Source organism: Paenibacillus sp. AK121, assembly GCF_019042715.1.
Taxonomy (GTDB): Bacteria; Bacillota; Bacilli; order Paenibacillales; family Paenibacillaceae; genus Paenibacillus; species Paenibacillus polymyxa_C.
This window is the reverse complement of the sequence record NZ_JAHPJM010000015.1, coordinates 68,413-93,206: the sequence shown is the minus strand read 5'-3', so window position 1 is coordinate 93,206 and position 24,794 is coordinate 68,413. Positions and strand designations below refer to the sequence as shown.

The following is a 24,794-nucleotide window of genomic DNA, read 5'->3' as shown; positions in this document are numbered from 1 at the left end:
GGATGCAGGTCAAACGATATATGCTTGGAAAGGGCTCTTCTTGGGCGACTCCTTATTATGTAGCCATAGAGGGACAGAAAGGCCCGTGTGCGATGGTGGTTGCAGGCATACATGGTAATGAAATAGCAAGTATACGTGCGGCTGAGAAACTGGTAAAGCTTTTGAATGAGCAAAAACTGAGATTCAGCCATGGCAAACTTATTATTGTGCCAATTGTGAATCAAGAGGCTTACCGCAAGCGGATCAGAGGAAAACCTGATCTGAATCGAACCTTTCCGCGCCAGAAAAAGCAGGCGGCAACACAACCACTTTCCGCTGCTCTATTTAAACTAACACAAAAGCATCACCCTGAATGGTATCTCGACTTGCATGAGGCGAATGGATTATCACAAAAGGATGCCAAGGTGCTTGGTCAAACGCTGATCTCCAATAAGGGCAACCCGGTAATTCCCACGACGCGCCGGATTATTAAGCGAATGAATCGCTCGATCAAGGTGAAAGGCCGCCATTTCAACATGCGGTTGCATGAGCTCCCAGGTTCCTCTCGTACCGCTGCCGCCCGTATTTTAGGGGCACGTGCAGTAACCGTGGAAACGGGGTGGAGCCTGCCCGAGAAGGAACGCACACACTATCAGATGAAGATTATGCAGCACTTTTTAAGAGAAGCCGGGATGATTAAGGCCAACAAGGTTTATTTATCTGGCAAGGTTAGAACGGTTTCCTTATGAGATGTAATATTAAAAAAAATCGCTTCATGAGCAAAGGATTTTACTCACCTTGCTCAAGAAGCGATTTTTTTGATGTGTGATCTTCGTGCAGAAATCCTATCTGTTTAGATGCTATAACTCTGTGTTGTCAGGAATCGGATTTATAGAAGGCGCTCACCAAACTGTGACCCAGGCGCACCTCGATCAGTTCCAGTGCGGTATCCAGATCTGCGCGGATCGTGTGATACGTATCCACTGGAATGCTAAATACAGAGCCGCTTGCCGCAGCAAAGCGTTCTCCGTTCAGCATAACCTCTCCCCGGCCGGACACGATCGTCCATACTTTAAGTCCGCTGCCGTGAATACGTCCGTTCAAGCGATGATCTGGCAACACCGTCAGTCGTATGGCTAAGATGTCGTTCGGACTTCGGTGATCAAACTCGTCCAGCACCCGGTAACTGCCCCAAGAGGTTTCACCATGCATGGGGTGAAGTTGGAGGTTGCCTAGCTGCTCCTTGATCGCGTGAGCATGGCTTTTGGACGCAATGAGAATACCGTCAGGGCTTGCAGCAGCAATAATATCCTCCACGCCAATGACATGAAGTGGATAGGGCAGCTCATTCACGATGTGTGTGCCGTGAGTCTGGCCACTGATTTGTCCACGTCCGATCACTCGGCTTCCTAGCTGCTCTGTTAAGGCCTGCCAGTTGCCGATGTCGTGCCATTCGCCCTCGTAAGGCAGGACAACGGCCCGTTCAGTACGCTCCGCAATCTCCTCATCGAAACTGCGAACCGGGAGGCTAACATATATTGTGTACAGTTCTTCATCGTTCAGCGGCAATTGAATTTGCTCCATGCAGGACAGCATATACCGTAACGTAAAAGCGTAAATACCGCAGTTCCACAGCGCGCCTTGGTTAATAAGCTGCTGCGCCCTAGAGAGAGCCGGCTTTTCAGTGAAGCGAGCAACTTGTGCATAAGCCGATTTCCCTTCCTGCCTCATTTGCAGATCTGGAACAATATATCCATATTGGTCGGAGGCATGGGTAGGCCTTGTCCCAAGCATAGCCAGATCGGCTCCGCTCTCGAGCAATAGACCGGAGAGCGCTGCTATGCTGTGGAAGAAGTCGTCGCCTGCGAACATATCTGCTGGAGCAATACAGAGAACTTCATCCAGTCCCATGCCTCTTGTGTGAAAATAAGCAGCAGCGAGTGCGGCAGCTGTGAAGGTTCCCCGTTTGGCAGGCTCGCCAAGAACGGGCAGACGACCTTCAGTATGGCGAAATGCTAGATTTACCTGACTCCGATGAGCCAGAAGCAGGGCAGAGGAATCTAGCCCGGCTAAGGTAAGCTGACGATACACCCGGCCAAGCATAGATTCCTGCTGCCCATCAGGAGCGGGTAACAACCGGAGAAACAGCTTTGACCGAATATCGTTGGACAATGGCCACAGCCGTTTTCCGGCACCACCGCATAACAATACGATGCGCACGGACGTTTCCTCCTTCAATGCAGATCCATTTGGATCGCATCAACAATTGCGGGATTTTCTATTTTAGGAACTATTTCAATGCAGATTGAATCTTTGTTTTTGGAGCTAGCTGGTATACTTTGCGTTGATGAAAAGATAAGGAGCGGTAGCTTTGGGCGTAGAGATCCAATTGTTTTGGTGACAGCGAAGAAGCACGACTATGAAGCGCTTTATTCAATGACTTGCGCAAAATCATCCGAGAGGGCTGATTGCTGTATAGATAGTTGGCATACGTTTCATATTCGGAAAATCCAAACTGTTTTGTCCGGTCTATACTTTGAATAATGGCGTTGTACCAAGGTTCCCCATGTCTGGTCTCAATAACTTGCTTGAGCTGGGCGAGCCGTGTTTTTTCAAAAAGCATATAGTGAGTGACAAAGGACTTTGGTGAGGGAGCTTTAGCACCCATCAGCTTACGGTAAGTGCGAAAGTACTCAGGTTGACTCCAGCTGCGATAGTAAAAAATTGTTTTCCCGTCTTTACGGAACGTATGTGGACGAATCAAAATGGTGTCCGCGTCTATGACGAGAAAAAAAGACGATTTACTGATTTTGTCGCCATTCATTTTGAGCAATTGCTGATACAGCCAGCCTGATCGATCCCAGCGCGTTGTTCCGTAACGAATATGCTTTTTAGTGATGGGCAACACCGTTTTTTCGTCTATAAATGTACACTTCTTGTTGGCACATAGACGGCGAAGTTTGGTGCTTTGCGGTGAAACGATATAAATGGTTGCAATTCGGTGCTGCACGTGACGGCGCAGACTGTCAATTACTAGTGGTAGTGTCGCCAGATCTTTTTCAATTGCGGGGATCAGAACATCGATTGAGAGGGAACCCTTTTGTGGCTCATCGGATTGCGCAGACATGTTATTCACTCCCTATACGTGTAAATATACGCTACCGGTACCTTATATTATTGTATGCCTGGACAGGCGCTTTCGACCGGGCAAGGCCAACTGTCTAATTCTATGTAGAAGAGGGCGAATGGAGCTTCGAATGGGGATTTGGCGCATACGATAGATTGATCTTTTTTAACAGGAGCGTTCTACCCTGAGAGTAGAGAGGAGAGGGGCAAGTGAATTCTTCACAAGCGCAGGCGTTGCGCAGCAAATGGCATAAAACCCAATTGTTGCTCCAGCATGGCAGCATCAAGCCTTTTGTACCTGAAACTCGTAAATACAGCAAAGCAAATGTAAAATCAATGCTCGAAAAATATGGTATGGTCTATGTAAAGCCTGAGCGAGGTACCTTTGGCAAAGGTGTGATGAAAGTCGAACAAGAGGCAGGTCAGCGTTTTGCCTACCAATATGAGGAAAAGCGTCTGGAATTCAAACATTTGGATGCACTAATCACCAGCTTATCGAAACACACGGGGAAAAAAAGTTATCTCATTCAAAAGGGAATCCATTTACTGCGCCATCAAAATCGTTATTTTGATATCCGGATCATGGTGCAGCGTAATGCAAAAGGGTCATGGGAATCTACCGGAATTATTGGACGCTTGGGTCATCCCCGTAAAATCGTGACCAATTATCATAGTGGTGGTAAGCCGATGGCCTTAGAACAACTACTGAAATCCCATTTATCGCAAAGTAAGCAGGCTGAGCTGGTCAAGAAGCTCAATGAACTAGGGATTACCATCGCCACACAACTACAAAAAACATATCCGAAATTCCGGCAAATTGGTGTGGACATTGGATTGGATCATCGCTTTATCCCGTGGATCATTGAGGTGAACACGAAGCCAGACCCATATATATTTAACCAATTGACAGATAAGTCTATGTACCGAAAAGTAATAAGCTATTGGCGACTGGCTAATGAAAAAAAGAAAGTTACAGTCCCAAGCAAGGATAAGAAGAATAACAACAAGAATAAAGATAAAATTGCAAATAAAGTTGATCATACAAATAAAGAACCTAAATCAAAAAAAGGATGAATTGTTTATGATTCATCCTTTTTTTCTTGCCTGTTTATCCTAATCCTAACCGCGAGGTGGCGACTCGGACATTCACGGTACTTCCTATGTCGATATTTTTAACCCCGGTGATGTATGGTATTTCCCCCGTGGTTATGGTCACTCCATTCAAGGCCTTGGTCCTGGAGAATGTCATTTTATCCTGATTTTCGATAATGGTGTTTTTCGGAGGACCATACGTTCAGCATTACTGATTTTATCGCTCAGACTCCCGCGGATGTTGTCATGCAAAATCTCGGACTTGCAGCCGACGAGCTGGCTCTTTTGCCAAAGAAGGAAGCTTATTTTGCAAAAGGACCTGTCCCATCTATCGCATCTCATGATGCATATCCGCGCGCTTCTTCCGATCTAATTACTAAACACCGCTATCCTTTAATGGCCAAACAGCCCAGATTGGCACCGGGTGGAGGGACTCAGCGGACCGTTACAGTAGAAGATTTCCCTATTTCTTCGACGATGGCAGGATCTGTGATTGAATTAGAGCCAGGCGGATTGCGAGAAATGCACTGGCATCCCAATGCGGATGAATGGCAATATTATTTGGACGGAGTGGTCATTACGAGGCCATTGATTTGAGTGAGTGGATGGCTGGCAACCCTGTTGATGTATTGGCAACAAATCTGAGCCTGCCTCGGGAAATAGCGCATAAACTGCCTCATAAATCAGTCTTCATCGCCCCAAAATCTTAAATCATAAATCTTAAATCTTAAATCTTAAATCATAAAGCAACTAAAATGCCCGCTTATGCTACCTTATTCCAGTTAGCCTAAGCAGGCTATTGAACTTGATTCTGTTTATATTACTTTTGTAGAAAGTAATAGAGTGAATTTAAAATTGAACAACCTGCAACCCTGTGCTATTCTTATACGAAAGTGAAGATTAATGTAGTAAAAGTTATATTTTATTATGCTTATAAACATCTGATGATACGATGAATAGAAGGGATGTGCAGCCATGAATTCTGTCATTGAACTTAACAATGTAAGCTGGAAGAGAGATAACCGTACCATACTGGATCAAATTAATTGGCAGGTAGCTGAGGGAGAGCACTGGGCTGTACTCGGTTTGAATGGATCAGGCAAAACAACGATGCTCAATATGATTAATGGTTACATATGGCCAACCACAGGTAGTGTCGGTGTATTGGGTCATACTTTTGGGGATGTAGATTTGAGGGAATTACGCAAATCTATTGGTTGGGTCAGTTCCTCTTTACAGGAAAGAATTAATGGAAGCCAGCGCACGCAGGATGTTGTCATTAGCGGCAAATTTGCTTCCATTGGACTGTATGATCAGACGACGGATACAGATGATAAACAGGCTGTTCAGCTTATGACCCAACTGGGCTGTGCTCATCTCGTAGATCGGTTGTATCAGGGATGCTCACAGGGAGAAAAGCAAAAAGTGCTTATTGCTCGCGCGTTAATGGCCTCGCCCAAGCTGCTGATTTTGGACGAGGCGTGTAATGGGTTGGATTTTTTTTCTAGAGAAGCATTACTGGATAGTGTTCGTCAGCTGTCCGAGACGCCGGGTGCTCCAAATTTATTGTATGTTACACACCATATCGAAGAAATTCTACCCATGTACACACATACGATTCTGATTCGCCGGGGTACGGTGTTTGCCAAAGGTAAAACGACAGATATCCTGAGCAGTGAAACGCTCAGTGCTTTTTTTGAAACATCTGTGCAAGTAGACTGGAGACAGGATCGTGCATGGCTCTCTATGGTATAGAGAGCCTTTTGTCTGTCTAACCTGCTACCAGCATAATCAGAATGGGCAAAATCAGGAATGAGGCAAGCGTGCTCCACAAGATGCAGGTAGAAACCAGTTTTGGGGATGCATTAAATTTTTCGGCTAAAATGACTGCATTCACAGCCACTGGCATCGAGGCCAGAATGAAGAGAACGGAGAACAAAAGTCCTGAAATTCCCAGTATCAGCATGGCAAGACAAGCCGCAAGCGGGGAGAGCAGAAGTCTAATTATCAGTCCTGCGTAGCTGGCTTTTTTAATAGATGGCTCCAGCCTGAATATTTTTACATAAGCCATCTGGGTACCGAGAATCGCCAGCACGACCGGAGAATAGGCGGCTGCAATCATCGAGACACCTGATTGAATGCCAGAGGGTAGATGCCAATCCAATGCTCGAAGTCCCAGTGCGAGAAGAGCCGCATAGATCGCAGGGAGAGAAAATACCGACTTCACGGCACTTTGAACAGAAAATTCAGAGCGGGCTGCAAAGTATACACCAATGGTATTGACCATAATCATCTGGATGACGACATATACGGAGGCTTTATCCAGGCCAAGCTGTCCAAAAGCAAGTAAAATAAGCGGCAACCCATAATTTGCACTATTAGTCAGTGTGGAGATTAAGGTGAGTCCCGCCGTTTCCGGGGTGCTCAGCCTGAAGATTTTCCCCGCTAATTGTGCAATTCCCCACAAAAGCAGCAGGTTCAGTAATGAAAAAGCGGCTGTCAGTGCCACATCATGCCAGGAAAGCTGTGCCTTGAGCAGTGTGTCCAGAATCATGGCGGGACTTAAAAAATATAAGTACAAAGTCGAGAGCGGTTTTGTTTCCAGCTTCATGAATTTGCCGAGTAAAAATCCGGCAATTACCGGAATGGACAGCGGAACGATAACGGATAAAAGAGTTGAAAGTACGATTTGAACCATGAATTCCACTCATCCTTTCTGTAATGACATTTTCCATTATAAGGCGCTACTTTCGAACCCGTCCAAGATGGATAAACAATTAAGGTTATAGGTATATGCTATGAAGCTTAGATCACTTATTCTGAAAATAACAAAAGGGATGTCCACAGCCATGTTAAACGGCTAATAGGAACATCCCTTTTATATGAAACCGAGTATTCTGAAGGTTTATGCAGAAGCCATAGTTTCCGCTTTAGTTCGGCAATCGTCAGAGCAATAGTGTTGATGCTGTTCTTCGCAATCTGGACACACGATATGTTGGAGATTGCACACGGGGCAGTTAATATAATGATCGTTTGTTGTTTCACAGTGGTAGCAATTACCAACAACAACGTCTTCATCTGTATGGTTGATCCGAACCGAAATTCGTTCGTCAAATACATAGCACTTACCGTCAAACAAACGTCCTTGTACTTCTGGGTCCTTGCTGTAAGTCACAATGCCGCCATCCAACTGAGCTACATCGTTAAAGCCTTCTTTAATCAGCAGACCAGACAGCTTTTCGCAACGAATACCTCCGGTACAGTATGTTAGGATTTTTTTATCCTTGAACCCAGTCATATTATCGCGAATCCATTGTGGAAATTCACGGAACGATTCAACTTCGGGGCGAATAGCTCCGCGGAAATGACCGATGTCATATTCGTAGTCGTTACGTCCGTCCAGAACCACGACATCTTCATCTTGGAGCTGTTCATAAAACTCCTTTGGTGATAGACGCTTGCCGCTAATTACATTAGGGTCCAGCTCGTCCTCATGACGTAGCGTAACCAGCTCCTGACGATGGCGTACAAATATTTTCTTGAACGCATGACCGTCAGACTCATCTATTTTAATAACGATATCGTGGAATTTCGGATTAGCGCGCAAATCACGGATGTACTGCTCCGTTTGCTCTACTGTACCGGACAGTGTTCCGTTGATTCCTTCCTCAGCAATCAAGATTCTTCCCTTGACGCCCAACTCCTTGCAGTAAGCCAGATGCTCTGCCGTAAAGGTGGCAGGATCTTCAATATTGACATATTTGTAAAACAACAAAATTCGATAAGCATGTTCACACATGTAAAATCACCCTCTGATTCAAGTCAAAGTTTTTTAACAAGCAAGTTTAAATGTACCACATTCTTTAAGTTAGTCAACATAAATGTATAAAAAGTGGAAACGGAAAAGATGACGAGCGACAAAAGTAAGGGGTTACATTATAATGGTATTGTGGGGTTGATGAGATTTACAGTAACAGGTTGAGGTCTAGCAGATGAAAGGATGAATTCGATGAAACATCATTTGACAGCGCATACACCACCTATGGGGTGGAATAGCTGGGATTGCTACGGTGCAGCAGTACGGGAAGAGGAAGTGCGAGGAAATGCTCAATACATGGCGGAGCACCTGAAGGAATATGGTTGGGAATATGTTGTGGTGGATATTCAGTGGTATGAGTCAGGAGCAGTATCTTCACAGTATCGCCCGTTTGTCCCATTGGAAATGGATTCATATTCACGTCTGATTCCAGCGGTGAATCGTTTTCCTTCGGCAGCAGATGGACGCGACTTCCAAGCTCTTGCGGAATATGTACACGGTCTGGGATTAAAATTTGGGATACATATTATGAGAGGCATCTCCCGCCAGGCGGTTCATCAGGATACTCCGATTTTAGGAACTACAGCTACAGCCAGACAAATTGCACATCCTAACTCTATTTGTCCCTGGAACACAGATATGTATGGGGTAGATGCTTCCAAGGAAGGCGCACAGGAGTATTATAATTCGTTATTTGACCTGTATGCGGAATGGGGTGTGGATTTTGTCAAAGTAGATGACATTGCTGCATCACGTCTCTATGGTATTCATTTGACGGAAATTGAATTGATTAAGCGGGCTATCGCCCAATGCGGACGTCCGATGGTGTTGAGTCTATCGCCTGGTCCCGCACCGCTGGAGCATGCATCTGATTTAATCGCAAACGCGAATATGTGGCGTATGACTGATGACTTCTGGGATGTATGGCCTTTACTGTATGGTATGTTTGAGCGCTGCGAGAAATGGGCGGAACATGTAGGTCCAGGTCACTGGCCGGATTGCGACATGTTGCCACTGGGCCATCTGGGTATTCGTTCGGTAGATTCAGTAGATTCTGGCAGTCATGATCGATGGACACGCTTTACGAAGGATGAGCAGCTGACAATGATGACTTTATGGAGCATTTTCCGGTCTCCACTGATGTTTGGGGGAGAACTGCGTGATAATGACGAATGGACACTTTCATTGCTGACGAACAAAGAAGTGCTCGATGTTCATCACAACGGTGTGAATGCGCGACAGGTCTACAGAAAGGATGAACATATCGTTTGGACTTCTCACAACGAGGAAGGTCACGTATATGCGGCTTTATTTAATGCTGGAGATGAAGCTTCCACAGTCCGTGTGTCCTTACAGGAGCTTGGAATTGAAGGGCAGGCAAGTGCCAGAGACTTATGGAACCATGTGGATTTAGGTGATATAGTGCAGGAACTGTCTGCAGATTTACCCCCTCATGGAGCTGCACTATTCATTATAAAATAACAGGATGTTAGGAAGGATCTAAGCTGCACGTTCAGCTCTAGTCACCTTATTGTAAAGTGGAGGATGTTTTTACGATAAGGTGATTTTTTTGTATGTGTAACTTTATGATATTTTAACGGACTCGACATGATTCTTGGGAATTTGACATTTGGAACATGTTAGGTTTATAGAGTGCCTATTTCTGCACAAATTTAAATCATTCTAGCGAATAGAGTCGAGAAAGGAGTCAAATGATGAAATTAAAAAAAATTCACAAAAATGAGCAGGACGAGCCTTGGCCCTCTAGTGAACAAATTCTGTGTATCGGAGGGGCCAATCTGGATCGTAAAATCATGATTAAAGGTACATTTCAGCTTCACACCTCCAACCCGAGCAGCACTAGTCTGCAATCTTGCGGTGGGGTAGCACGGAATGTGGCTGAAAATTTAGGGAGGTTGAGTCGACGGGTCAGCCTGCTGACCGCAGTTGGGGACGATGCTGAAGGTGAATTTATCATCGAACAGTCCAGCCGTTACATGCACGTGATTCCTCTTCAAGTCAAAGGTGAATCGTCAACCGGTGTCTATACTGCCTTGCTGAACGAGCATGGTGAAATGATTGTAGCGACAGCAGAAATGGAGATTTATGATCAGATTCGTCCTTCCGTAATTTTTGAAAATATTCCTTTAATCGCCTCGTCCCGACTCGTTCTGCTGGACACTAATTTTTCTATGAACGTAATAGCGGCCACCATACATGTCTGTCTGGAACATCAGGTTCCGCTTGTCGTTTCTTCGGTGTCAGCTTCCAAGATGAGAAAGCTTCCCCGAAATTTGCATGGGGTGGAATGGCTGGTATGCCAACCGGAAGAGGCTGAAGCTTATTTGGGACTTGAACTTAAAGATGATCAGCAGATATTGGACGCAGCCCGAGTTTTTCACAAACTTGGGGTTCAAAATGTCATTATTATCTGCGGTGCTGAGCGTGTGTTGTTTGCTTCTCAAGATGGAACTTATGGACAAATCCCTATACACCCATTTCAACAGGTCATTGATGTCACAGGCGCAGACGACGCTTTTATTGCCGGGATGATTTATGGAATTACCCAAGGTTATCCTATGGAACAAGTGTGCCAGTTTGGAATCAGTTGTGTCGATTTAACCATACAAACGGATCGGACAGTCTCAGACACCATTTCTATGAATAAACTTCATTCTAGATTCCAGGAGCTGTATGGCACACATTCGCAAAATTTTGTTTTTTTTAAGGGTGTGTATTTTAAAAAGAAAAATACATAAGTAAAGAAAAGAACACTAACCTACAGCAGCGTGTATTTGGAGCTTCACGGACGTAATGGTCTCAATTATTGAATTTATAAAAGGAGCAGGTTGTCTGATGGACAGTGTGAAATACGCTATTGTTTTTCTGCCGCTGTTCCTACTTTATTTGCTTTTAAAGGGAGGGGCTTTGGCAGTAGGTTTACTATATCGACTGATCTATTCCATTTCGACCTTACGTGCAGGACAAAGTGACGATCTTCTAGCTGTGCAGCATGCTAAGCGTATTATCGTAATCGGCTCACCGGGGAGCGGCAAGACTTTTTTGGCCAAACGTCTATCGATGTGGACTCATTTGCCGTATACCTCGTTGGATGATTTGTATTGGGGGCCAGAGTGGAAGCGGAGTACGGACAAGCAATTTCACAAACAGCTGGGAGAAGTCCTGCAAAGGGAAGAATGGATTATCGAAGGGAATTATCATGAGCGTTATTTTACCGAGCGACTCCAGCGTTCCGATACAATCATCGTGATGGATGTCAGCACGATTGAGGCGATATCAGGTGTTATCACACGTTCGCTTAACCGTTTTTTATTTTCCAAGGAGTTACCCACAGGAATAGAGCGGGAAGCCGTTCGTATTTGGGATATTTCACCTCGGTTTGTCCGCTTTGTTCTGGGTTTTCGCAGGCGTATCCGTCCTAAAATCTGGCCGCTCATTTTGCAATATGGTAATGAACGGAATTTGATTATCCTAAAATCTAAATATCGTTCATGTCCCTGGATGAGACCAGATAGACAATTATCTCCTTGACTAGAATCTGCGTTTCGTGTAAAGTGGTGAAAATTGTAATATATAGGAATAGTGTAGACCAAGGATCAAAGGTTCAATTACCCGCTGTACAGAGAAGAAACCCATGGGCTGAAAGGTTTCTCGCCGCGAATGAACGTTTCCCTGCCTTGCGAGCTGTAACGGTGCGTAAGATAAACCGTTACCGGCCAGATGCCGTTATCTGAAGAAGGACCGTCCCGTATATGGTTACGGTCAAATGAAGGGTGGTACCACGACACATTCGTCCCTGACGGATGTGTCTTTTTTGCGTACATTTTACGTTCTTACAAGGAGGAAGCCACACATGCGCCAAAGCCAATTATTACTGACAACCTTACGTGAAGCACCTGCAGAGGCCGAAGTGATCAGCCATCAGCTGATGCTGCGGGCAGGATTTATCCGTCAATTGGCGGCTGGAATGTATACCTATATGCCACTGGGCAGACGGGTGCTCAGAAAAGTGGAACAAATTGTACGAGATGAGATGGATCGTGCAGGGGCTGGAGAGCTGCTAATGCCTGTATTACAGCCAACGGAGCTGTGGCAAGAATCGGGGAGATACGATGTGTACGGTCCTGAGCTGATGCGTCTGCAAGATCGGCATGATCGGGAGTTCGCATTAGGTCCTACACATGAAGAGGTCATTACGTCTTTAGTACGAAATGAAGTAAATTCCTATCGGAAATTGCCGGTAACACTGTACCAAATTCAAACCAAGTTTCGGGATGAACGACGTCCTCGGTTTGGTCTGCTTCGCAGCAGAGAATTTTTGATGAAGGATGCCTATTCGTTTGATGCCAATTGGGCAGGACTAGATCACACTTATTGGACGATGTTCCAGGCCTACCAACGTATTTTCACCCGCTGCAGTCTGAATTTTCGCGCAGTCGAAGCAGATGCAGGCGCTATTGGTGGTGAGGGTGAAACTCATGAATTTATGGCACTGGCTGAGATTGGAGAGGATACCATTGTGGCATGTACCTGCTGTGATTATGCTGCCAATCTTGAAAAGGCGGAGCCACGGACGACGGGGAGCATAGGAATATCTTCTGTCTCCAATGAAGATGAACATGACAGCCATCCTTCAATTGATACAGATAAAATGGAAAAACTGTACACTCCAGGTTTGCGAACCATAAATCAACTCGTTGAAACGCTTCACATAGAGCCGAAGGAAATCATCAAAACACTGATTTATATGGCTGACGATCAGCCGATTGCGGTAGTTGTCAGAGGAGATCATGAGGTCAACGAAGTAAAAGTTAAACAAATTTTAGGTAGTGAAAAATTCGAAATAGCAAATGCAGATGCCGTCACAAAGGCGACTGGAACCCCACCCGGGTTCATAGGTCCATGCGGCTTGACAATCCCTGTGTGGGTCGATTACGCCGTTGTCCAAATGTCCAGCGGTTTTGCAGGCGCGAACGAGCAGGACTACCATTATCGGCATGTGAATCCAAGACGCGATCTAGATCTTCGCCATGTGGCTGACTTGCGCAATGTTATAGAAGGGGATAGATGTTCTCGGTGTGACGAAGGGAAATTGGAACTTCATCGAGGAATTGAGATTGGACACGTATTCAAACTGGGCACCAAGTACAGTGAAAAGCTGGGGGCGACTTTTCTGGATGCGTCCGGAACTGATCAAGTGATGATTATGGGCTGTTATGGTATTGGTGTTTCCCGAATCCTGTCCGCCATTGTAGAGCAAAATCATGATCAGAACGGAATGATATGGCCGCATGCGCTCGCCCCGTTTCAGGTTCATATCATTCCGATTTCTGTGAAAGACAGGCTTCAGATGCAAATAGCTGAGGACTTATACAGCCAACTGCAGGATCGCGGTGTGGAGGTGTTGCTAGATGATCGTGAGGAACGCCCAGGGGTTAAATTTAAAGATTCGGATTTAGTAGGTATTCCCGTGCGTATCGTCGTTGGTAAAGATGCTGAACACGGAAAAGTAGAGTTCGTAGAGCGAAGAAGCAGCCACAAAGAGTCAATTCATATCCATGATGTAGAGAGACGGATACTGAACCTCATTCAACACTAAGCATCTGTATCCCGCAGAACATGACCTTCTCCAAGGGTAATCTCATGAAAGTCGGCCATCTGACGTGCCTGAAAACGAATGGGCTTGTCTCGACCTATCATAATGATATTTTGGATGTCAGCAATGCCTTCCGAGGGTAGGGAGAACGTGGTAACATAGGCGAATTCTTCACGCAGCGTTGTGTGAATGGCATGGATCAGATGATCGTGTTCGCTTTTGCCTATCAAATTCATAATTAGCGAGCCTTCTGCATCCAGCTTTTCTTTGGCCATTTTGAAAAATTCCCAAGATATTAAATGCAAAGGCGTACCCTGCTCCGTGAAGGCGTCCAAAATAATATAGTCATAAGCATCCGGGCTCTCCTTCTCCAGAATGCGGCGTCCATCACCAATAACTACATTGTCCTGGTCGTATCCAAAGAATGTTCGGCTGAATTCTACCACTTGTGCGTCCAGCTCGGCAATCTTAAAGCGTTTGTCTGCAAAATGACCCGCAATCGTGCCTACACCATGTCCGATAACAAACACGTCTTCAAATGACGGGTCGTTCAGCTCCATGAGATGGATGATTGCTCTGGGATATTCGAACAGAATACGTTGCGGATGATTCAAATCCATCGCACCTTGGATGGCTGCATTGGAGAATTGCATCACGCGAAATAATCCCTTTTCACCATACAACTCCGTGGTTTCATATACCGTGATTTCATGGTTATTGCTCAACTTTTTATGTAAGACATCCAAGTGAATAATCTCCTTCAAGTCAGACTTCCTCCTCATCTTAGACATTCATAGGATTGTTGTCCATAGATGAGGGGATTGAAAGTTCACATTCTTGAAGCATCCCTAATTAGGTAGAATTGTTTATTTTTCCATAACGGAGTTGTTTGAACTTGTTCGTATGTCCTTTAGGAGATATAATATACAAGGATATAATGAAGTTCGTTGTGTATATTCATACAGGAAGAGAGCGGGATATTATGGGACGTAAGTGGAATAACATTAAAGAAAAGAAGGCATCCAAGGATGCTAATACGAGTCGTATATATGCTAAATTTGGTGTAGAAATTTATGTGGCAGCCAAACAGGGCGAGCCAGATCCTGAATCCAATCGGGTACTAAGAGTCGTGTTAGAACGTGCAAAAACGTACAATGTACCGAAAGCGATCATTGACCGTGCTATTGAAAAAGCAAAAGGTGCTGGCGATGAAAACTACGTAGAGCTTCGTTATGAAGGTTTCGGACCGAACGGCTCCATGGTCATTGTAGATGCACTGACTAATAACGTAAACCGTACAGCATCGGATGTGCGTTCTGCATTTACTAAAAATGGCGGTAGCCTGGGTGTGAGCGGATCTGTAGCCTACATGTTTGATTCCACGGCAGTTATTGGTCTGGTGGGTAAAACCGCAGATGAAGTGCTGGAGCTGCTGATGGAGGCAGATGTCGAGGTTCGTGACATCATTGAAGAAGATGAAGCCGTCATCGTATATGCAGAGCCTGATCAATTCCATGCTGTTCAGGAAGCTTTCAAGCAGGCAGGAGTAACTGAATTTACTGTGGCTGAGCTCACCATGCTTGCCCAAAATGACATCTCATTACCAGAGGATGCACAGGTTCAATTTGATAAATTGATTGATGCATTAGAGGATTTGGAAGATGTTCAGCAGGTGTACCACAACGTAGACTCTGAGGAATAATCGGATTGCATCATTTACATCTGAGCGTTTGGATAAAATAAACATCCCTAAACCATCGTATTTCGGTACGATGGTTTTTTGGTGAATAAAATGATATAAAATCAATTTTATTTTCTTGACTGATCAGTCTGTAAAAATTATAATCATAGTCAAGGAGGTGAACATGAGGTTTGGGAAGAGCTAAAGAATTTGATACTGAAGGTGTTCTGCGAAAAGCTATGGCTGTATTTGGAGAGCATGGCTATGAGGGAACTTCTCTGACTATTTTACTGGATCAGCTGGGTATAGCGCGGCAGAGTCTTTATGATACCTACGGAACGAAATATGATTTATTTTTTTCGGCTATTCAGCTTTATATACGTGACAAAACTGAAGCCGTAGTTCATCTGCTCAGTCAACCTGGGAGCATTAAGGATGCAATAGCGACGATTTTTAATGAATCTGTTAGAGTGTTGACGGATAAGAGACTGTCCAAGGAATGCTTTATTATGAACAGTGCTATTGAACAGGCTCCGCATCATCATGAGATCAAAGCTTTTATTTCTGAAAATACTGAAAAGCTTGAACTTGCTTTTTACAACGCCCTAGTCCGCGCCCAAAAAGAGGGGGAGTTTCATGCTACGGAATCTGAGCTATTGTCAATCGCCAGATTTCTAAATCATGCCCGACTATCGTTGACATTTACCGCCAAGACAGGCGCCAGCACTGAGGTGCTTAGAGATATTGTACGTACGACACTGTCGGTTTTGGATTGATCTTTATGAACGCTTAATAGCGTTTATTTTTTGAACATTCCAGACCGATTAGTCAAATTTTTTTTGAGTATTATAGACTATTCAGTCTAGAATGATTATGTTTATTTTCGCGTCTTAAATTCATTTTTTAAGCAGAAATTAAAATAAATATGCGAGGTGTCTACCATGAATATCAATCCGAATACTGACGATGCAAAACAGCAAGCACAAGCAGTCATGCATAAATTTACGAGCAACCTGTTAGAAGAAAATATGGAGCAATGGATTTCATTATTTGATGATAACGCTGTTTTCGAGTTCCCTTATGCACCTAAACATTTTGTACAAGTGCTTCAGGGTAAAGCAGCAATTTACGAATATATTAAGGAGTTTCCTAGTATACTTCGGATTCAGCATTTCTCTTCACCAACTATCCATACGACAACGGACCCGGGTTTATTCGTGGCCGAATTCACCTCTGAGGCGCAGGCTGTGAGCACAGGTAAACCGTATAATCAAACCTACATTTCTGTTATTAAGCTGAAGAACGGAAAAATTACTCACTACAAAGATTATTGGAACCCTTTGGTAGCTCTTGAAGCTCTAGGATCGTGAATGAAAAAGTCAAGTCTCATAGGGATATAGAGATCTAGGCGAAAATAAAAAATTAAAATAGGAGTTGAATTTCATGAAAGACAGAAATATAGCGTTGATTACAGGAGCAAACGGCAAAACAGGCAGCCGTGTAGCTGCCAGACTTATGCAACTTCAGTATCCGGTACGTTTGGCAGGGCGTACTAAACCTGGCAATTCGGAAGGGGCAGATTATGTATTTTTTGATTGGTATGATGAATCAACACATGCACAGGCGCTGATAAATGTAGATAAAATTTATTTGGTAGTACCTGTGCTGGACGTCAATCCCGCCAAAGTGATGATTCCTTTTATTGAAAAAGCTTTGAGCGCCGGAGTGCAAAGATTTGTACTGTTAGGGAGCGCATCTGTGCCTGAGGACGGACCAGTATTTGGACCTGTGCATCAAGCACTTCGTAGATTAGCTCCAGAGTGGGCTGTACTGCAGCCATCCTACTTTATGGAGAATTTCACAGAAGGCCAGCATGTGGGCACGATCAAAAACAACAAGGCCATTTATAGTGCAACCCGAAACGGGAGAATAGGCTTCGTAAGTGCAGATGACATTGCAGAAGTGGGAGTGAGGGCTCTTATTGACGATAAACCACATAACACGGCTCATGTCATCACTGGACCTCAATCACTAACATATGACGAAGTGGCTGAAATGATCGGAAAATCAACAGTCCAACCGATCCAGCATATCTCGTTGTCTGATGAAGAGTTGAAAGCGGGCATGGTTCACGCTGGAATGCCTGAGGAATATGCAGACATGCTGGCAGGATTGGATAGAAGGATACGTGAAAATGGAAGTGAAGACCAAGTGACCGATACCGTTAAGCTTGTCACTGGGCGCTGTCCGGTCTCATTTGAGCAGTTTGTCCTGAGTCATGTAAACAGCTGGAAGTCATCATGATAAAGTGATTCCCGTTATTTCTTTTTAGGATCATAAGAGTAACCAGGATACTTGACGACAGGCCATTTGACCTTACGTAAATTAGAGATCACATCAGCGCCAACGTGTAAATTACTTTGAATCAGTTCTTTAGGCGTAAGAGCCATCCATTGATTTAAGGACACATCTGCAAAACGGTCACTTTTAAACATCTCAAGAAACCATAGTGTGCTAGAACCTGTATTTTGAATGTAATGACCGTAAGCAAAGGGCACATATCCAACATCCCCGGCTCTGAAATCAAATGTACGAGCTGCACCATTACCGCCAAAGACAGTCATCCGTCCTTGCCCGGCAAGATAGTATTGCCATTCGTCATTATTGGGGTGCCAATGCATTTCTCGCATGGCTCCGGGCTCAATTTCAACAAGGGCAGCTGCAATGGTTTTAGAAATCGGAAAATTGGAGGAGTCAACGATCCGTACGCTTCCGCCTGGTGTTTTGATCGGGAGCTGAGCTAGTAACTCATGCTTAAAGGATTGGGGTAACGTCCCGTAGGGAGAAGGAACCGCTTGACTTTGAATTGAACCGGGAACGGAATCCTGATAGATGTACACTTGGTCTTGAGGAATCGCTGCAAATTCGGCTTCTGGAATCCCGAAATTTGCAGAGAGCACCTCTTTAGGTGTGTGTGCGAACCAATCCGAGATGGATAAGGTGTTCAGATCGGAGAAACTGCCATCATCGAAAACCAGTAAAAATTCACAGCCTTCTTCAAGGCCCTGTATAGAATGCGGGATGCCCGGCGGAAAATACCAGAGATCGCCAGGGCCTACATCAGCAATAAAATTACGTCCATCTTGGTCAACTGCCGTAATGCGAGCACTACCTAACAGCATATAAGACCATTCTGCCTGCTGATGCCAGTGAAGCTCGCGGACACCGCCCGGTGTCAAACTCATATTCACGCCGGCAAGAGTTGTGGCAATGGGTAATTCTCTTACTGTAACTTCTCTTGACCATCCACCCTGATTAAGCTGCATATGGGCGTCTGAAAAAGAAAACCTCATATTCGGTATGAGACCATTGTCCGTTACGGGAGGAACCAGCATATCTGGATTTTGTAAATCCCTCATCACATCACGTGGACCCTTGTCAATCCCCCCTGCGCCATCACTTCTTATGGGCTGGGGGATTCCGACTTTTTTCGAGCAATCATTATGCATTATTTGATCTTCCTCTCCAAGTTGAAGCATGATGAAGCATAGGATTAAGAGAAAATACGCATAAAGATTTTATGAGGACGTGATGAGTTTTATGCCGTGTGCGTTAGATCTGTAAACTGTGCTTGAATGATTTGGGCTAAATCATGCGGACTCAGCTCCACTTGGGTTCCAATTTTCCCAGCGCTTACGACGATCGTTTCCAGCTCAACTGCAGGCTGGTCGATATAAGTGGGATAGATCTTTTTCATCCCTATGGGAGAGCAGCCGCCGCGAATATATCCCGTATGCTTTTGCAGATCCTTAACTGGAAGCATTTCAATTTTCTTCTCTCCCGCAGATTTGGCAGCCTTTTTGAGATCGAGCTCTTTATGTACAGGAATGACAAAAACAAACAGATTTTGTTTGCTATGTGCAACCAAAGTTTTAAAAACAGATTCGGGTGCTCTTTGAATCTTTTCGGCTACGTTCATACCGTCTATTTTTCCGTCTTGGTGGTCATAACTCAAAATATTGTAGTGGATGTGTTGCCCGTCCAATATACGCATAGCGTTTGTTTTACTGACACTCATTTTAATTCTTCCTTTCTTAGCGTTTTTCCAAGTGATCTACATAATCTTTTGCATCCTTAAGTGAAAGATTCTTAGCGGTTCTTAACTCTTTTATGGCTTTAATCTTATTTCCTTCCCTGATTAGTAGAAGCAGCCTTTCATTGATTTCTCCGGAAGCTTCTGCGTGTTGGATATGTGGAGCAGGAGGAGCGATTGTATTTGACATCGAGGTTCCCGTTAGTCCTGAACGATTCTCAAGACGCTCCACATCGGATTTCAAGTCATTAAGCCGAGATTGAAGGCGATAGACCTTGAACAAAAGTATGACGGAGAGGATCAATGCAATGATTACTACATATTCGCTAGTTGCCAATTGAATCTCCCTTTTCTTGTTAGTTTTATCACTAAATTTTTGTCCTTTAAACATAGTATATCATGATGATTGACTAATCGAATTGAGAATCATATTCTTTGCGTACGGGTAGTGCAAATTGACTTATTGCAGACCGAGCGTTATATTACAGCTTATTATTAAGCTTTTTATAATCACTTCAAAAGGAGTGTATTCAAATACAACCAGTTTCCAATAATACCATTCGGGTCAAACACATTAATGTAGAGCTAGTTAAAAACACACTGAAATCCAAGGAATATGCAACCAAGTCATCTATAGCCAGTATTACAGGACTTAGTGTGGCAACCTGCGGAAATATTCTAAATGAGCTTCTTCAAACCGGAGAAGTATTAGAGATGGAATTGGAAGAATCGAACGGTGGGCGTCCGGCTAGACGTTACAAATATAACGCTGATTATTCCTATATTATTTGTTTAACTGTGAAAACGGAAGGCGGAGTAGATTCTCTTACTTATGCTGTTGCCAATATGCTTGGCGATATTATTGTAGAGAACACATCCGTTGTGCCTCATATTGATTATGAGGTAATAGATCAGCAAATTGAAGAGCTGATTAACAACTACGAAAACGTTAAAGCGATTGGTATTGGCATCCCGGGGGTTGTTCATCAAGGGGTTATTGATGTCTGCGATCTTGATCTGCTGATAGGAGTCCCTGTAGGACCACGCCTTCAAGATAAATACGGGGTAGAAGTTACCATTGAAAATGATATGCATCTGACCGTCTATGGATTTTATAACATGCAAAATTATGATGAGGACAAAACCTTCGCTATTGTTACGTTTCCCAAGGATAATTTTCCGGGAGCGGGTTTTATTGTCGATGGACATTTGTTAAAAGGAAATACCAAATTTGCCGGGGAAGTTTCCTTTTTACCCTTTGGCATAACGAGAGAGGAACAGCTTAAACAGTTAAATAGCACACAGGAATTTGTTTTTTTGGCGATCAAAACGATAACATCCATTATTGCGATTATAGACCCTGTATCGATCGCTTTGACAGGAGAGTTATCTAAGCCAGCACTGTTGGATGATATTTATAACGGCTGTCTAAAGGATGTACCCAAAGAACATATGCCTGAGATTTTTGTAAAAAACGATACGCACGATGAATACATGTATGGGTTGATTTCAGTTACCCTTGAAAGCCTGACCTACAATTTGCAATTGGTGGAAAAAAGAAAATAGAGGCCTTCCACTTTGAAGAATAGCTCACCCAGTTACAATTGGTAATTAACGGATAGATGGGTGGGGACGTTGTTATAAATAGGGAAGTAAGTATTGGAGATAATACGATTATAGACTCTGCAAGTTTTTAAAATAATACTTGACATGAAACGCGTTACAAACCTTAAGATTCAATTAGAAGTACTTTATAAACATTAGCGTAGAGGTAACGTGTTTATGTCCTAGTTAATGAAAAAACATCAGCAAAGGCGGAGAAAATATGAGTACACAGTTTCCAAAAGATTTCCTGTGGGGCGGAGCAGTTGCTGCTAATCAGCTCGAAGGCGCTTATCAAGAAGACGGAAAAGGCTGGTCCATTCAGGATGTAACTCCTCGTGGTGGTTGGGGGCCGGTTACGGATGTACCAACAGAAGATAATATGAAATTGATCGGTATTGATTTTTACCATCATTATAAAGAAGATATCAAACTTTTTGCGGAAATGGGCTTTAAAGTGTTCCGTACTTCCATTGCTTGGTCACGTATTTTCCCTAAAGGTGACGAACTGGAGCCTAATGAAAAAGGCTTGCAATTTTATGATGATTTGTTTGATGAACTTCATAAATATGGCATTGAGCCACTCGTTACATTATCTCACTATGAAACACCTTTACATTTGTCCAGAGAATACGATGGTTGGGTAAACCGTAAGCTTGTTGATTTCTATGAGCGCTATGCAACAACTGTATTTAATCGCTACAAAGATAAAGTAAAATACTGGTTGACGTTCAATGAAATCAACTCCATTCTTGAAGCACCATTCATGAGTGGCGGGATTAGCACACCAAAGGATCAACTTAGTGAACAAGACCTTTATCAAGCTATTCACCATGAGCTGGTAGCGAGTGCAAGAGCAGTAAAAATCGGTCATCAGATTAACCCTGATTTCAAAATTGGTTGTATGGTACTGAGTATGCCTACTTATCCGCTGACACCTAATCCAGACGATGTGATTGCAGCAATGGAATTTGATCACAGAAACATGGCATTTGCCGATATTCATGCAAGAGGTCAGTATCCAGGTTACATGAAACGTTTCTTCAAAGAAAACGGAATCTCTATTCATTTTGAGCCAGGTGATGCTGAAGATCTGAAGCATACGGTTGATTTTATCTCGTTCAGCTATTATATGAGTACTTGTGAGACGGCTGACGAAGCTAAAAAAGTCAAAGGTGAAGGTAACATCCTCGGTGGGGTTAGCAATCCGCATCTCGAGGCAAGTGAGTGGGGCTGGCAAATTGATCCGCAAGGTCTGCGCTATGTGCTGAATACATTTTATGATCGCTTCCAAAAACCACTGTTCATCGTTGAAAATGGTCTGGGCGCTGTGGACGAGCTTATCACCAATGAAAAAGGTGAAAAAACGGTTGAAGATGACTACCGGATCAACTATCTGAATGATCATTTGGTTCAAGTTGGGGAAGCGATTGAAGATGGAGTAGAGGTTCTGGGCTATACATCTTGGGGCTGTATTGATCTTGTCAGCGCGTCGACTGCTCAGCTTAAAAAACGTTATGGCTACATTTACGTAGATCGTCATGATGATGGTAGCGGTACACTTGAAAGATATCGAAAGAAATCGTTCCACTGGTACAAAGAAGTTATTGCTACGAACGGTGAAAGCTTGAAGCGTTAATTTATAATATAATTAAATTAAGTTGTAAAATATAATGATGGTTTTACGTGGCGACCGCTTCTGCTTTATTATGGGGGAAGCGATCGCCAAATTTTTTCATAAGCGTCATTTACGACAAGTATCTAACTACATAAACGGAGTGCGGACAAGCTATGACAGAAAAAGAAAAATCACAATTAGGGCTCAAAGACATTCCTTCTGGCGTGATTGCCGCAGGAAACCCTTGCAAGGTCATCCGTAAAATCACCGAAGATGATAAGCACAAGTATAAAAGGAATTAACCATAAAACTACAGCTTATCTGGAGCTGTAGTTTTGCGTCATACCAAACGTAAAGAAACATTTTTGCACAGATTTGTTTAGGGAATAGTGTAATAATGAACGTAAGAGGAACATTTTTAAATTACAATGGTCTATTCAGAAAGGAAGGGAAAAATATGAAATTAATGTTTATATCAGATATTCACGGTTCGCTGTACTGGTTGCAATTAGCACTGGAAAAATTCAAGGAGGAGAAAGCTGACCGTATTGTCTTGCTTGGAGATTATATGTACCATGGACCGCGTAATCCGTTACCGGAAGGATATAACCCGGCGGAAGTGGCTGCTATGCTGAACCAATACAAATCCCACATTGCAGTGTCGGTGCGCGGGAATTGCGATGCAGAAGTGGATCAGATGTTGCTAGAGTTTCCAATGATGGGTGATTATGCTTTGCTGTATCATGAAGGACGGCGAATCTATGTCACGCACGGACATGGTTTTAGTATCGGAAATTTGCCGCCACTGGAAGCAGGGGATGTGTTCATTCAGGGACACACTCATATTCCGGTAGCAGATGTGGAAAATGGGGTTTTTGTACTGAACCCTGGTTCGATCGCATTGCCAAAAGAAAACTACCCATCCTCTTATGGTGTGCTGGAGGGAGCACAATTTACTGTGAAGGATTTTGATGGCAGTACAGTAAAAACAATCACCTTTTCAAAGTGATTTTCTTTAAATTACAATGTGAATTATTAAAACTTTTCCGCTTCGATTGAGACAAAGATCATATTATTGTATGATAGGAGCGGAGTCTACATTTTGAAAAGAAAGAGAGCTTCAATACATGCAAATTAAGGATTCACATTATAAGATGCCGCCTGAATGGGCGCCACATGAACGTACGTATATTTCCTGGCCTGTACAATCTTCAATGGTTTACCCGGAGATGCATGCCGAGGTAAGTAAGGGTTATGCCGAAATTATAAGTGCCATGGCGGAATTTGAACCAGTTACCGTAGTCGTAAATCCAGATGATCTGGAGAGCGTTAAAGCGCTTGAACTTGGGGAACGGGTAGAACTGCTGCCGATAGAGCATAGCGATGCGTGGTTGCGTGACAACGGTCCAACTTTTCTGACAGACGAACATGGTCAGTTGGCAGGTGTAAACTGGAAGTTTAATGCCTGGGGCGGCAAATATGCTCCATGGGATCTAGATGACCAGGTTGCGCCGCAAATTCTGGACCAACTTGGAGTTCCACGGTTAGATGCACCACTAGTAATGGAAGGCGGTTCACTGCACGTAGACGGCGAAGGCACCCTGATTACAACCGAAGAGTGCTTGCTTAATCCCAATCGCAATCCGGAACTAAGCAGAGAAGAAATAGAACGGTACGTATGCGAATATACAGGTGCCGAGAAAATTATATGGCTAAAACGTGGACTCAGTGGCGACGAAACGGATGGTCATGTGGACAATATTGCTTGCTTTGCTGCTCCTGGCAAGGTCATTATGCAAGTATGTGATGATCCTGAGGATGAAAATTACGAAATCACGCAGGAAAATCTGCGCATCTTAGAGCAAGCAACGGATGCCAAAGGTCGTAAGCTGGAAGTGATTCAGATCGGCCAACCTCCGCGTGTGGATTATGAAGACAGCCGACTGACACTGAGCTATATTAACTTCTACTTTGTGAATGGCGGCATTATTTTGCCAGTGTTTGGCGGAACTGCCGCTGAGAGCGATCTTGCAGCCCAGCAAGTACTAGCAAAAGTATTTCCGAATCGCAAGATCCGCACTGTAGATGGTATGGCAGTTATCCGTGAAGGCGGTAATGTACACTGTACAACCCAGCAGATGCCTGCTGTAAAGCGTTAAACGATACAAC

At 43.9% G+C, this 24,794-nt stretch carries 26 protein-coding genes; 18 read left to right on the top strand and 8 right to left on the bottom strand.

What is annotated here, in order from left to right; all coding sequences use genetic code 11:
- Positions 1-2 precede the first annotated feature (2 nt).
- Entirely contained in the window at positions 3-728 is a 726-nt protein-coding gene (locus tag KSP24_RS21945) for a succinylglutamate desuccinylase/aspartoacylase family protein (protein WP_216976716.1), read from the top strand.
- 127 nt (positions 729-855) lie between these two features.
- On the opposite strand, the gene KSP24_RS21940 is transcribed toward KSP24_RS21945, so the two are convergent.
- Both KSP24_RS21940 and KSP24_RS21935 read right to left on the bottom strand, forming a co-directional pair.
- A complete protein-coding gene (locus KSP24_RS21940) occupies positions 856-2,199 on the bottom strand; it encodes a sugar phosphate nucleotidyltransferase (RefSeq protein WP_216976714.1) in 1,344 nt (447 codons plus the stop codon).
- Between the two features lie 70 nt (positions 2,200-2,269).
- The gene (locus KSP24_RS21935) at positions 2,270-3,106 is read right to left on the bottom strand and encodes a DUF6492 family protein (protein WP_013371021.1); all 837 of its coding nucleotides are present in this window, start codon (positions 3,104-3,106) and stop codon (positions 2,270-2,272) included.
- A gap of 209 nt (positions 3,107-3,315) precedes the next feature.
- Here KSP24_RS21935 and KSP24_RS21930 point away from each other — a divergent pair, with 209 nt between their 5' ends.
- The 4 genes from KSP24_RS21930 to KSP24_RS21920 all read left to right on the top strand — a co-directional run bounded on the left by KSP24_RS21930 (position 3,316) and on the right by KSP24_RS21920 (position 5,952).
- Positions 3,316-4,179 carry a YheC/YheD family protein gene (locus tag KSP24_RS21930; RefSeq protein WP_216976711.1) on the top strand — a complete coding sequence of 288 codons (864 nt, stop codon included), beginning with the start codon at positions 3,316-3,318 and terminating at the stop codon, positions 4,177-4,179.
- 70 nt (positions 4,180-4,249) lie between these two features.
- Positions 4,250-4,570, top strand: a complete 321-nt coding sequence (locus KSP24_RS25685) for a cupin domain-containing protein (protein WP_367949375.1) — start codon at positions 4,250-4,252, stop codon at positions 4,568-4,570.
- The gene (locus KSP24_RS25380) at positions 4,483-4,794 is read left to right on the top strand and encodes a cupin domain-containing protein (protein ID WP_367949374.1); all 312 of its coding nucleotides are present in this window, start codon (positions 4,483-4,485) and stop codon (positions 4,792-4,794) included. The genes KSP24_RS25685 and KSP24_RS25380 overlap by 88 nt, the downstream gene beginning before the upstream one ends.
- Before the next feature lie 378 nt (positions 4,795-5,172).
- Positions 5,173-5,952, top strand: a complete 780-nt coding sequence (locus tag KSP24_RS21920; RefSeq protein ID WP_064963658.1) for an ABC transporter ATP-binding protein — start codon at positions 5,173-5,175, stop codon at positions 5,950-5,952.
- 16 nt (positions 5,953-5,968) lie between these two features.
- Here the strand turns inward: KSP24_RS21920 and KSP24_RS21915 are convergent, their stop codons facing one another.
- Together KSP24_RS21915 and trhO are read right to left on the bottom strand one after the other, a co-directional pair.
- Entirely contained in the window at positions 5,969-6,895 is a 927-nt protein-coding gene (locus KSP24_RS21915; protein ID WP_216976709.1) for an AEC family transporter, read from the bottom strand.
- A 207-nt stretch (positions 6,896-7,102) separates the two neighbouring features.
- Positions 7,103-7,996, bottom strand: coding sequence for an oxygen-dependent tRNA uridine(34) hydroxylase TrhO (gene trhO / locus KSP24_RS21910; RefSeq protein WP_013371026.1), 894 nt, complete (start codon positions 7,994-7,996; stop codon positions 7,103-7,105).
- Positions 7,997-8,206: 210 nt separating this feature from the next.
- On the opposite strand from trhO, the gene KSP24_RS21905 reads away from it, so the two are divergent.
- The 4 genes from KSP24_RS21905 to KSP24_RS21890 all read left to right on the top strand — a co-directional run bounded on the left by KSP24_RS21905 (position 8,207) and on the right by KSP24_RS21890 (position 13,634).
- Positions 8,207-9,496: a glycoside hydrolase family 27 protein gene (locus KSP24_RS21905; protein WP_216976707.1), complete on the top strand. Its 1,290-nt coding sequence runs from the start codon at positions 8,207-8,209 to the stop codon at positions 9,494-9,496.
- Positions 9,497-9,729: 233 nt separating this feature from the next.
- The gene (locus KSP24_RS21900) at positions 9,730-10,773 is read left to right on the top strand and encodes a carbohydrate kinase family protein (RefSeq protein WP_058711083.1); all 1,044 of its coding nucleotides are present in this window, start codon (positions 9,730-9,732) and stop codon (positions 10,771-10,773) included.
- A 97-nt stretch (positions 10,774-10,870) separates the two neighbouring features.
- Complete coding sequence (locus KSP24_RS21895) at positions 10,871-11,566, top strand: P-loop NTPase family protein (RefSeq protein WP_216976705.1); 696 nt, start codon at positions 10,871-10,873, stop codon at positions 11,564-11,566.
- Positions 11,567-11,888: 322 nt separating this feature from the next.
- A complete protein-coding gene (locus KSP24_RS21890) occupies positions 11,889-13,634 on the top strand; it encodes a proline--tRNA ligase (RefSeq protein ID WP_216976703.1) in 1,746 nt (581 codons plus the stop codon).
- Here KSP24_RS21890 and KSP24_RS21885 read toward each other — a convergent pair.
- The gene (locus tag KSP24_RS21885; RefSeq protein WP_216976701.1) at positions 13,631-14,395 is read right to left on the bottom strand and encodes a spermidine synthase; all 765 of its coding nucleotides are present in this window, start codon (positions 14,393-14,395) and stop codon (positions 13,631-13,633) included. The genes KSP24_RS21890 and KSP24_RS21885 overlap by 4 nt on opposite strands.
- Positions 14,396-14,613: 218 nt before the next feature.
- Between KSP24_RS21885 and KSP24_RS21880 the strand changes: the two genes are divergently transcribed.
- The 4 genes from KSP24_RS21880 to KSP24_RS21865 all read left to right on the top strand — a co-directional run bounded on the left by KSP24_RS21880 (position 14,614) and on the right by KSP24_RS21865 (position 17,616).
- Positions 14,614-15,333 (top strand): YebC/PmpR family DNA-binding transcriptional regulator, encoded by a 720-nt coding sequence (locus KSP24_RS21880; RefSeq protein ID WP_013310214.1) that lies wholly within the window; start codon positions 14,614-14,616, stop codon positions 15,331-15,333.
- 170 nt (positions 15,334-15,503) lie between these two features.
- A complete protein-coding gene (locus KSP24_RS21875; RefSeq protein WP_216976699.1) occupies positions 15,504-16,088 on the top strand; it encodes a TetR/AcrR family transcriptional regulator in 585 nt (194 codons plus the stop codon).
- 165 nt (positions 16,089-16,253) lie between these two features.
- A complete protein-coding gene (locus KSP24_RS21870; RefSeq protein ID WP_216976697.1) occupies positions 16,254-16,682 on the top strand; it encodes a nuclear transport factor 2 family protein in 429 nt (142 codons plus the stop codon).
- Between the two features lie 73 nt (positions 16,683-16,755).
- Positions 16,756-17,616, top strand: coding sequence for an NmrA family NAD(P)-binding protein (locus tag KSP24_RS21865; protein ID WP_216976695.1), 861 nt, complete (start codon positions 16,756-16,758; stop codon positions 17,614-17,616).
- 14 nt (positions 17,617-17,630) lie between these two features.
- Here KSP24_RS21865 and KSP24_RS21860 read toward each other — a convergent pair whose 3' ends face one another.
- The 3 genes from KSP24_RS21860 to KSP24_RS21850 all read right to left on the bottom strand — a co-directional run bounded on the left by KSP24_RS21860 (position 17,631) and on the right by KSP24_RS21850 (position 19,742).
- Positions 17,631-18,821 carry an oxalate decarboxylase family bicupin gene (locus KSP24_RS21860; protein ID WP_216976693.1) on the bottom strand — a complete coding sequence of 397 codons (1,191 nt, stop codon included), beginning with the start codon at positions 18,819-18,821 and terminating at the stop codon, positions 17,631-17,633.
- Positions 18,822-18,910: 89 nt separating this feature from the next.
- Positions 18,911-19,390 carry a Cys-tRNA(Pro) deacylase gene (gene ybaK / locus KSP24_RS21855; RefSeq protein ID WP_216976691.1) on the bottom strand — a complete coding sequence of 160 codons (480 nt, stop codon included), beginning with the start codon at positions 19,388-19,390 and terminating at the stop codon, positions 18,911-18,913.
- Between the two features lie 16 nt (positions 19,391-19,406).
- Positions 19,407-19,742, bottom strand: coding sequence for a ribosomal protein L7/L12 (locus tag KSP24_RS21850; RefSeq protein WP_216976689.1), 336 nt, complete (start codon positions 19,740-19,742; stop codon positions 19,407-19,409).
- 320 nt (positions 19,743-20,062) lie between these two features.
- Between KSP24_RS21850 and KSP24_RS21845 the strand changes: the two genes are divergently transcribed.
- From KSP24_RS21845 to KSP24_RS21825, 5 genes are all read left to right on the top strand, one after another.
- On the top strand, positions 20,063-20,971 hold the full coding sequence (locus tag KSP24_RS21845; protein ID WP_216976687.1) for an ROK family protein: 909 nt from the start codon (positions 20,063-20,065) through the stop codon (positions 20,969-20,971).
- 259 nt (positions 20,972-21,230) lie between these two features.
- A complete protein-coding gene (locus tag KSP24_RS21840) occupies positions 21,231-22,646 on the top strand; it encodes a glycoside hydrolase family 1 protein (RefSeq protein ID WP_090739263.1) in 1,416 nt (471 codons plus the stop codon).
- 152 nt (positions 22,647-22,798) lie between these two features.
- Positions 22,799-22,927, top strand: coding sequence for a hypothetical protein (locus tag KSP24_RS25510; RefSeq protein WP_013371041.1), 129 nt, complete (start codon positions 22,799-22,801; stop codon positions 22,925-22,927).
- 155 nt (positions 22,928-23,082) lie between these two features.
- Positions 23,083-23,634, top strand: a complete 552-nt coding sequence (yfcE, locus tag KSP24_RS21830) for a phosphodiesterase (protein ID WP_025677844.1) — start codon at positions 23,083-23,085, stop codon at positions 23,632-23,634.
- A gap of 118 nt (positions 23,635-23,752) precedes the next feature.
- Positions 23,753-24,784, top strand: a complete 1,032-nt coding sequence (locus KSP24_RS21825; protein ID WP_137078451.1) for an agmatine deiminase family protein — start codon at positions 23,753-23,755, stop codon at positions 24,782-24,784.
- The last annotated feature ends 10 nt before the right edge of the window (positions 24,785-24,794 follow it).

Bases quoted from the DNA above. Each gene is read 5' to 3' on its own strand.
- KSP24_RS21880 (WP_013310214.1), top strand. From the start codon at position 14,614: ATGGGACGTAAGTGGAATAACATTAAAGAAAAGAAGGCATCCAAGGAT.
- ybaK (WP_216976691.1), bottom strand. From the start codon at position 19,390: ATGAGTGTCAGTAAAACAAACGCTATGCGTATATTGGACGGGCAACAC.
- trhO (WP_013371026.1), bottom strand. From the start codon at position 7,996: ATGTGTGAACATGCTTATCGAATTTTGTTGTTTTACAAATATGTCAAT.
- KSP24_RS21905 (WP_216976707.1), top strand. From the start codon at position 8,207: ATGAAACATCATTTGACAGCGCATACACCACCTATGGGGTGGAATAGC.
- KSP24_RS21900 (WP_058711083.1), top strand. From the start codon at position 9,730: ATGAAATTAAAAAAAATTCACAAAAATGAGCAGGACGAGCCTTGGCCC.
- yfcE (WP_025677844.1), top strand. From the start codon at position 23,083: ATGAAATTAATGTTTATATCAGATATTCACGGTTCGCTGTACTGGTTG.
- KSP24_RS21945 (WP_216976716.1), top strand. From the start codon at position 3: ATGCAGGTCAAACGATATATGCTTGGAAAGGGCTCTTCTTGGGCGACT.
- KSP24_RS21870 (WP_216976697.1), top strand. From the start codon at position 16,254: ATGAATATCAATCCGAATACTGACGATGCAAAACAGCAAGCACAAGCA.
- KSP24_RS25510 (WP_013371041.1), top strand. From the start codon at position 22,799: ATGACAGAAAAAGAAAAATCACAATTAGGGCTCAAAGACATTCCTTCT.
- KSP24_RS21915 (WP_216976709.1), bottom strand. From the start codon at position 6,895: ATGGTTCAAATCGTACTTTCAACTCTTTTATCCGTTATCGTTCCGCTG.
- KSP24_RS21935 (WP_013371021.1), bottom strand. From the start codon at position 3,106: ATGTCTGCGCAATCCGATGAGCCACAAAAGGGTTCCCTCTCAATCGAT.
- KSP24_RS21840 (WP_090739263.1), top strand. From the start codon at position 21,231: ATGAGTACACAGTTTCCAAAAGATTTCCTGTGGGGCGGAGCAGTTGCT.
- KSP24_RS21865 (WP_216976695.1), top strand. From the start codon at position 16,756: ATGAAAGACAGAAATATAGCGTTGATTACAGGAGCAAACGGCAAAACA.
- KSP24_RS21890 (WP_216976703.1), top strand. From the start codon at position 11,889: ATGCGCCAAAGCCAATTATTACTGACAACCTTACGTGAAGCACCTGCA.
- KSP24_RS21825 (WP_137078451.1), top strand. From the start codon at position 23,753: ATGCAAATTAAGGATTCACATTATAAGATGCCGCCTGAATGGGCGCCA.
- KSP24_RS21860 (WP_216976693.1), bottom strand. From the start codon at position 18,821: ATGCATAATGATTGCTCGAAAAAAGTCGGAATCCCCCAGCCCATAAGA.
- KSP24_RS21895 (WP_216976705.1), top strand. From the start codon at position 10,871: ATGGACAGTGTGAAATACGCTATTGTTTTTCTGCCGCTGTTCCTACTT.
- KSP24_RS21920 (WP_064963658.1), top strand. From the start codon at position 5,173: ATGAATTCTGTCATTGAACTTAACAATGTAAGCTGGAAGAGAGATAAC.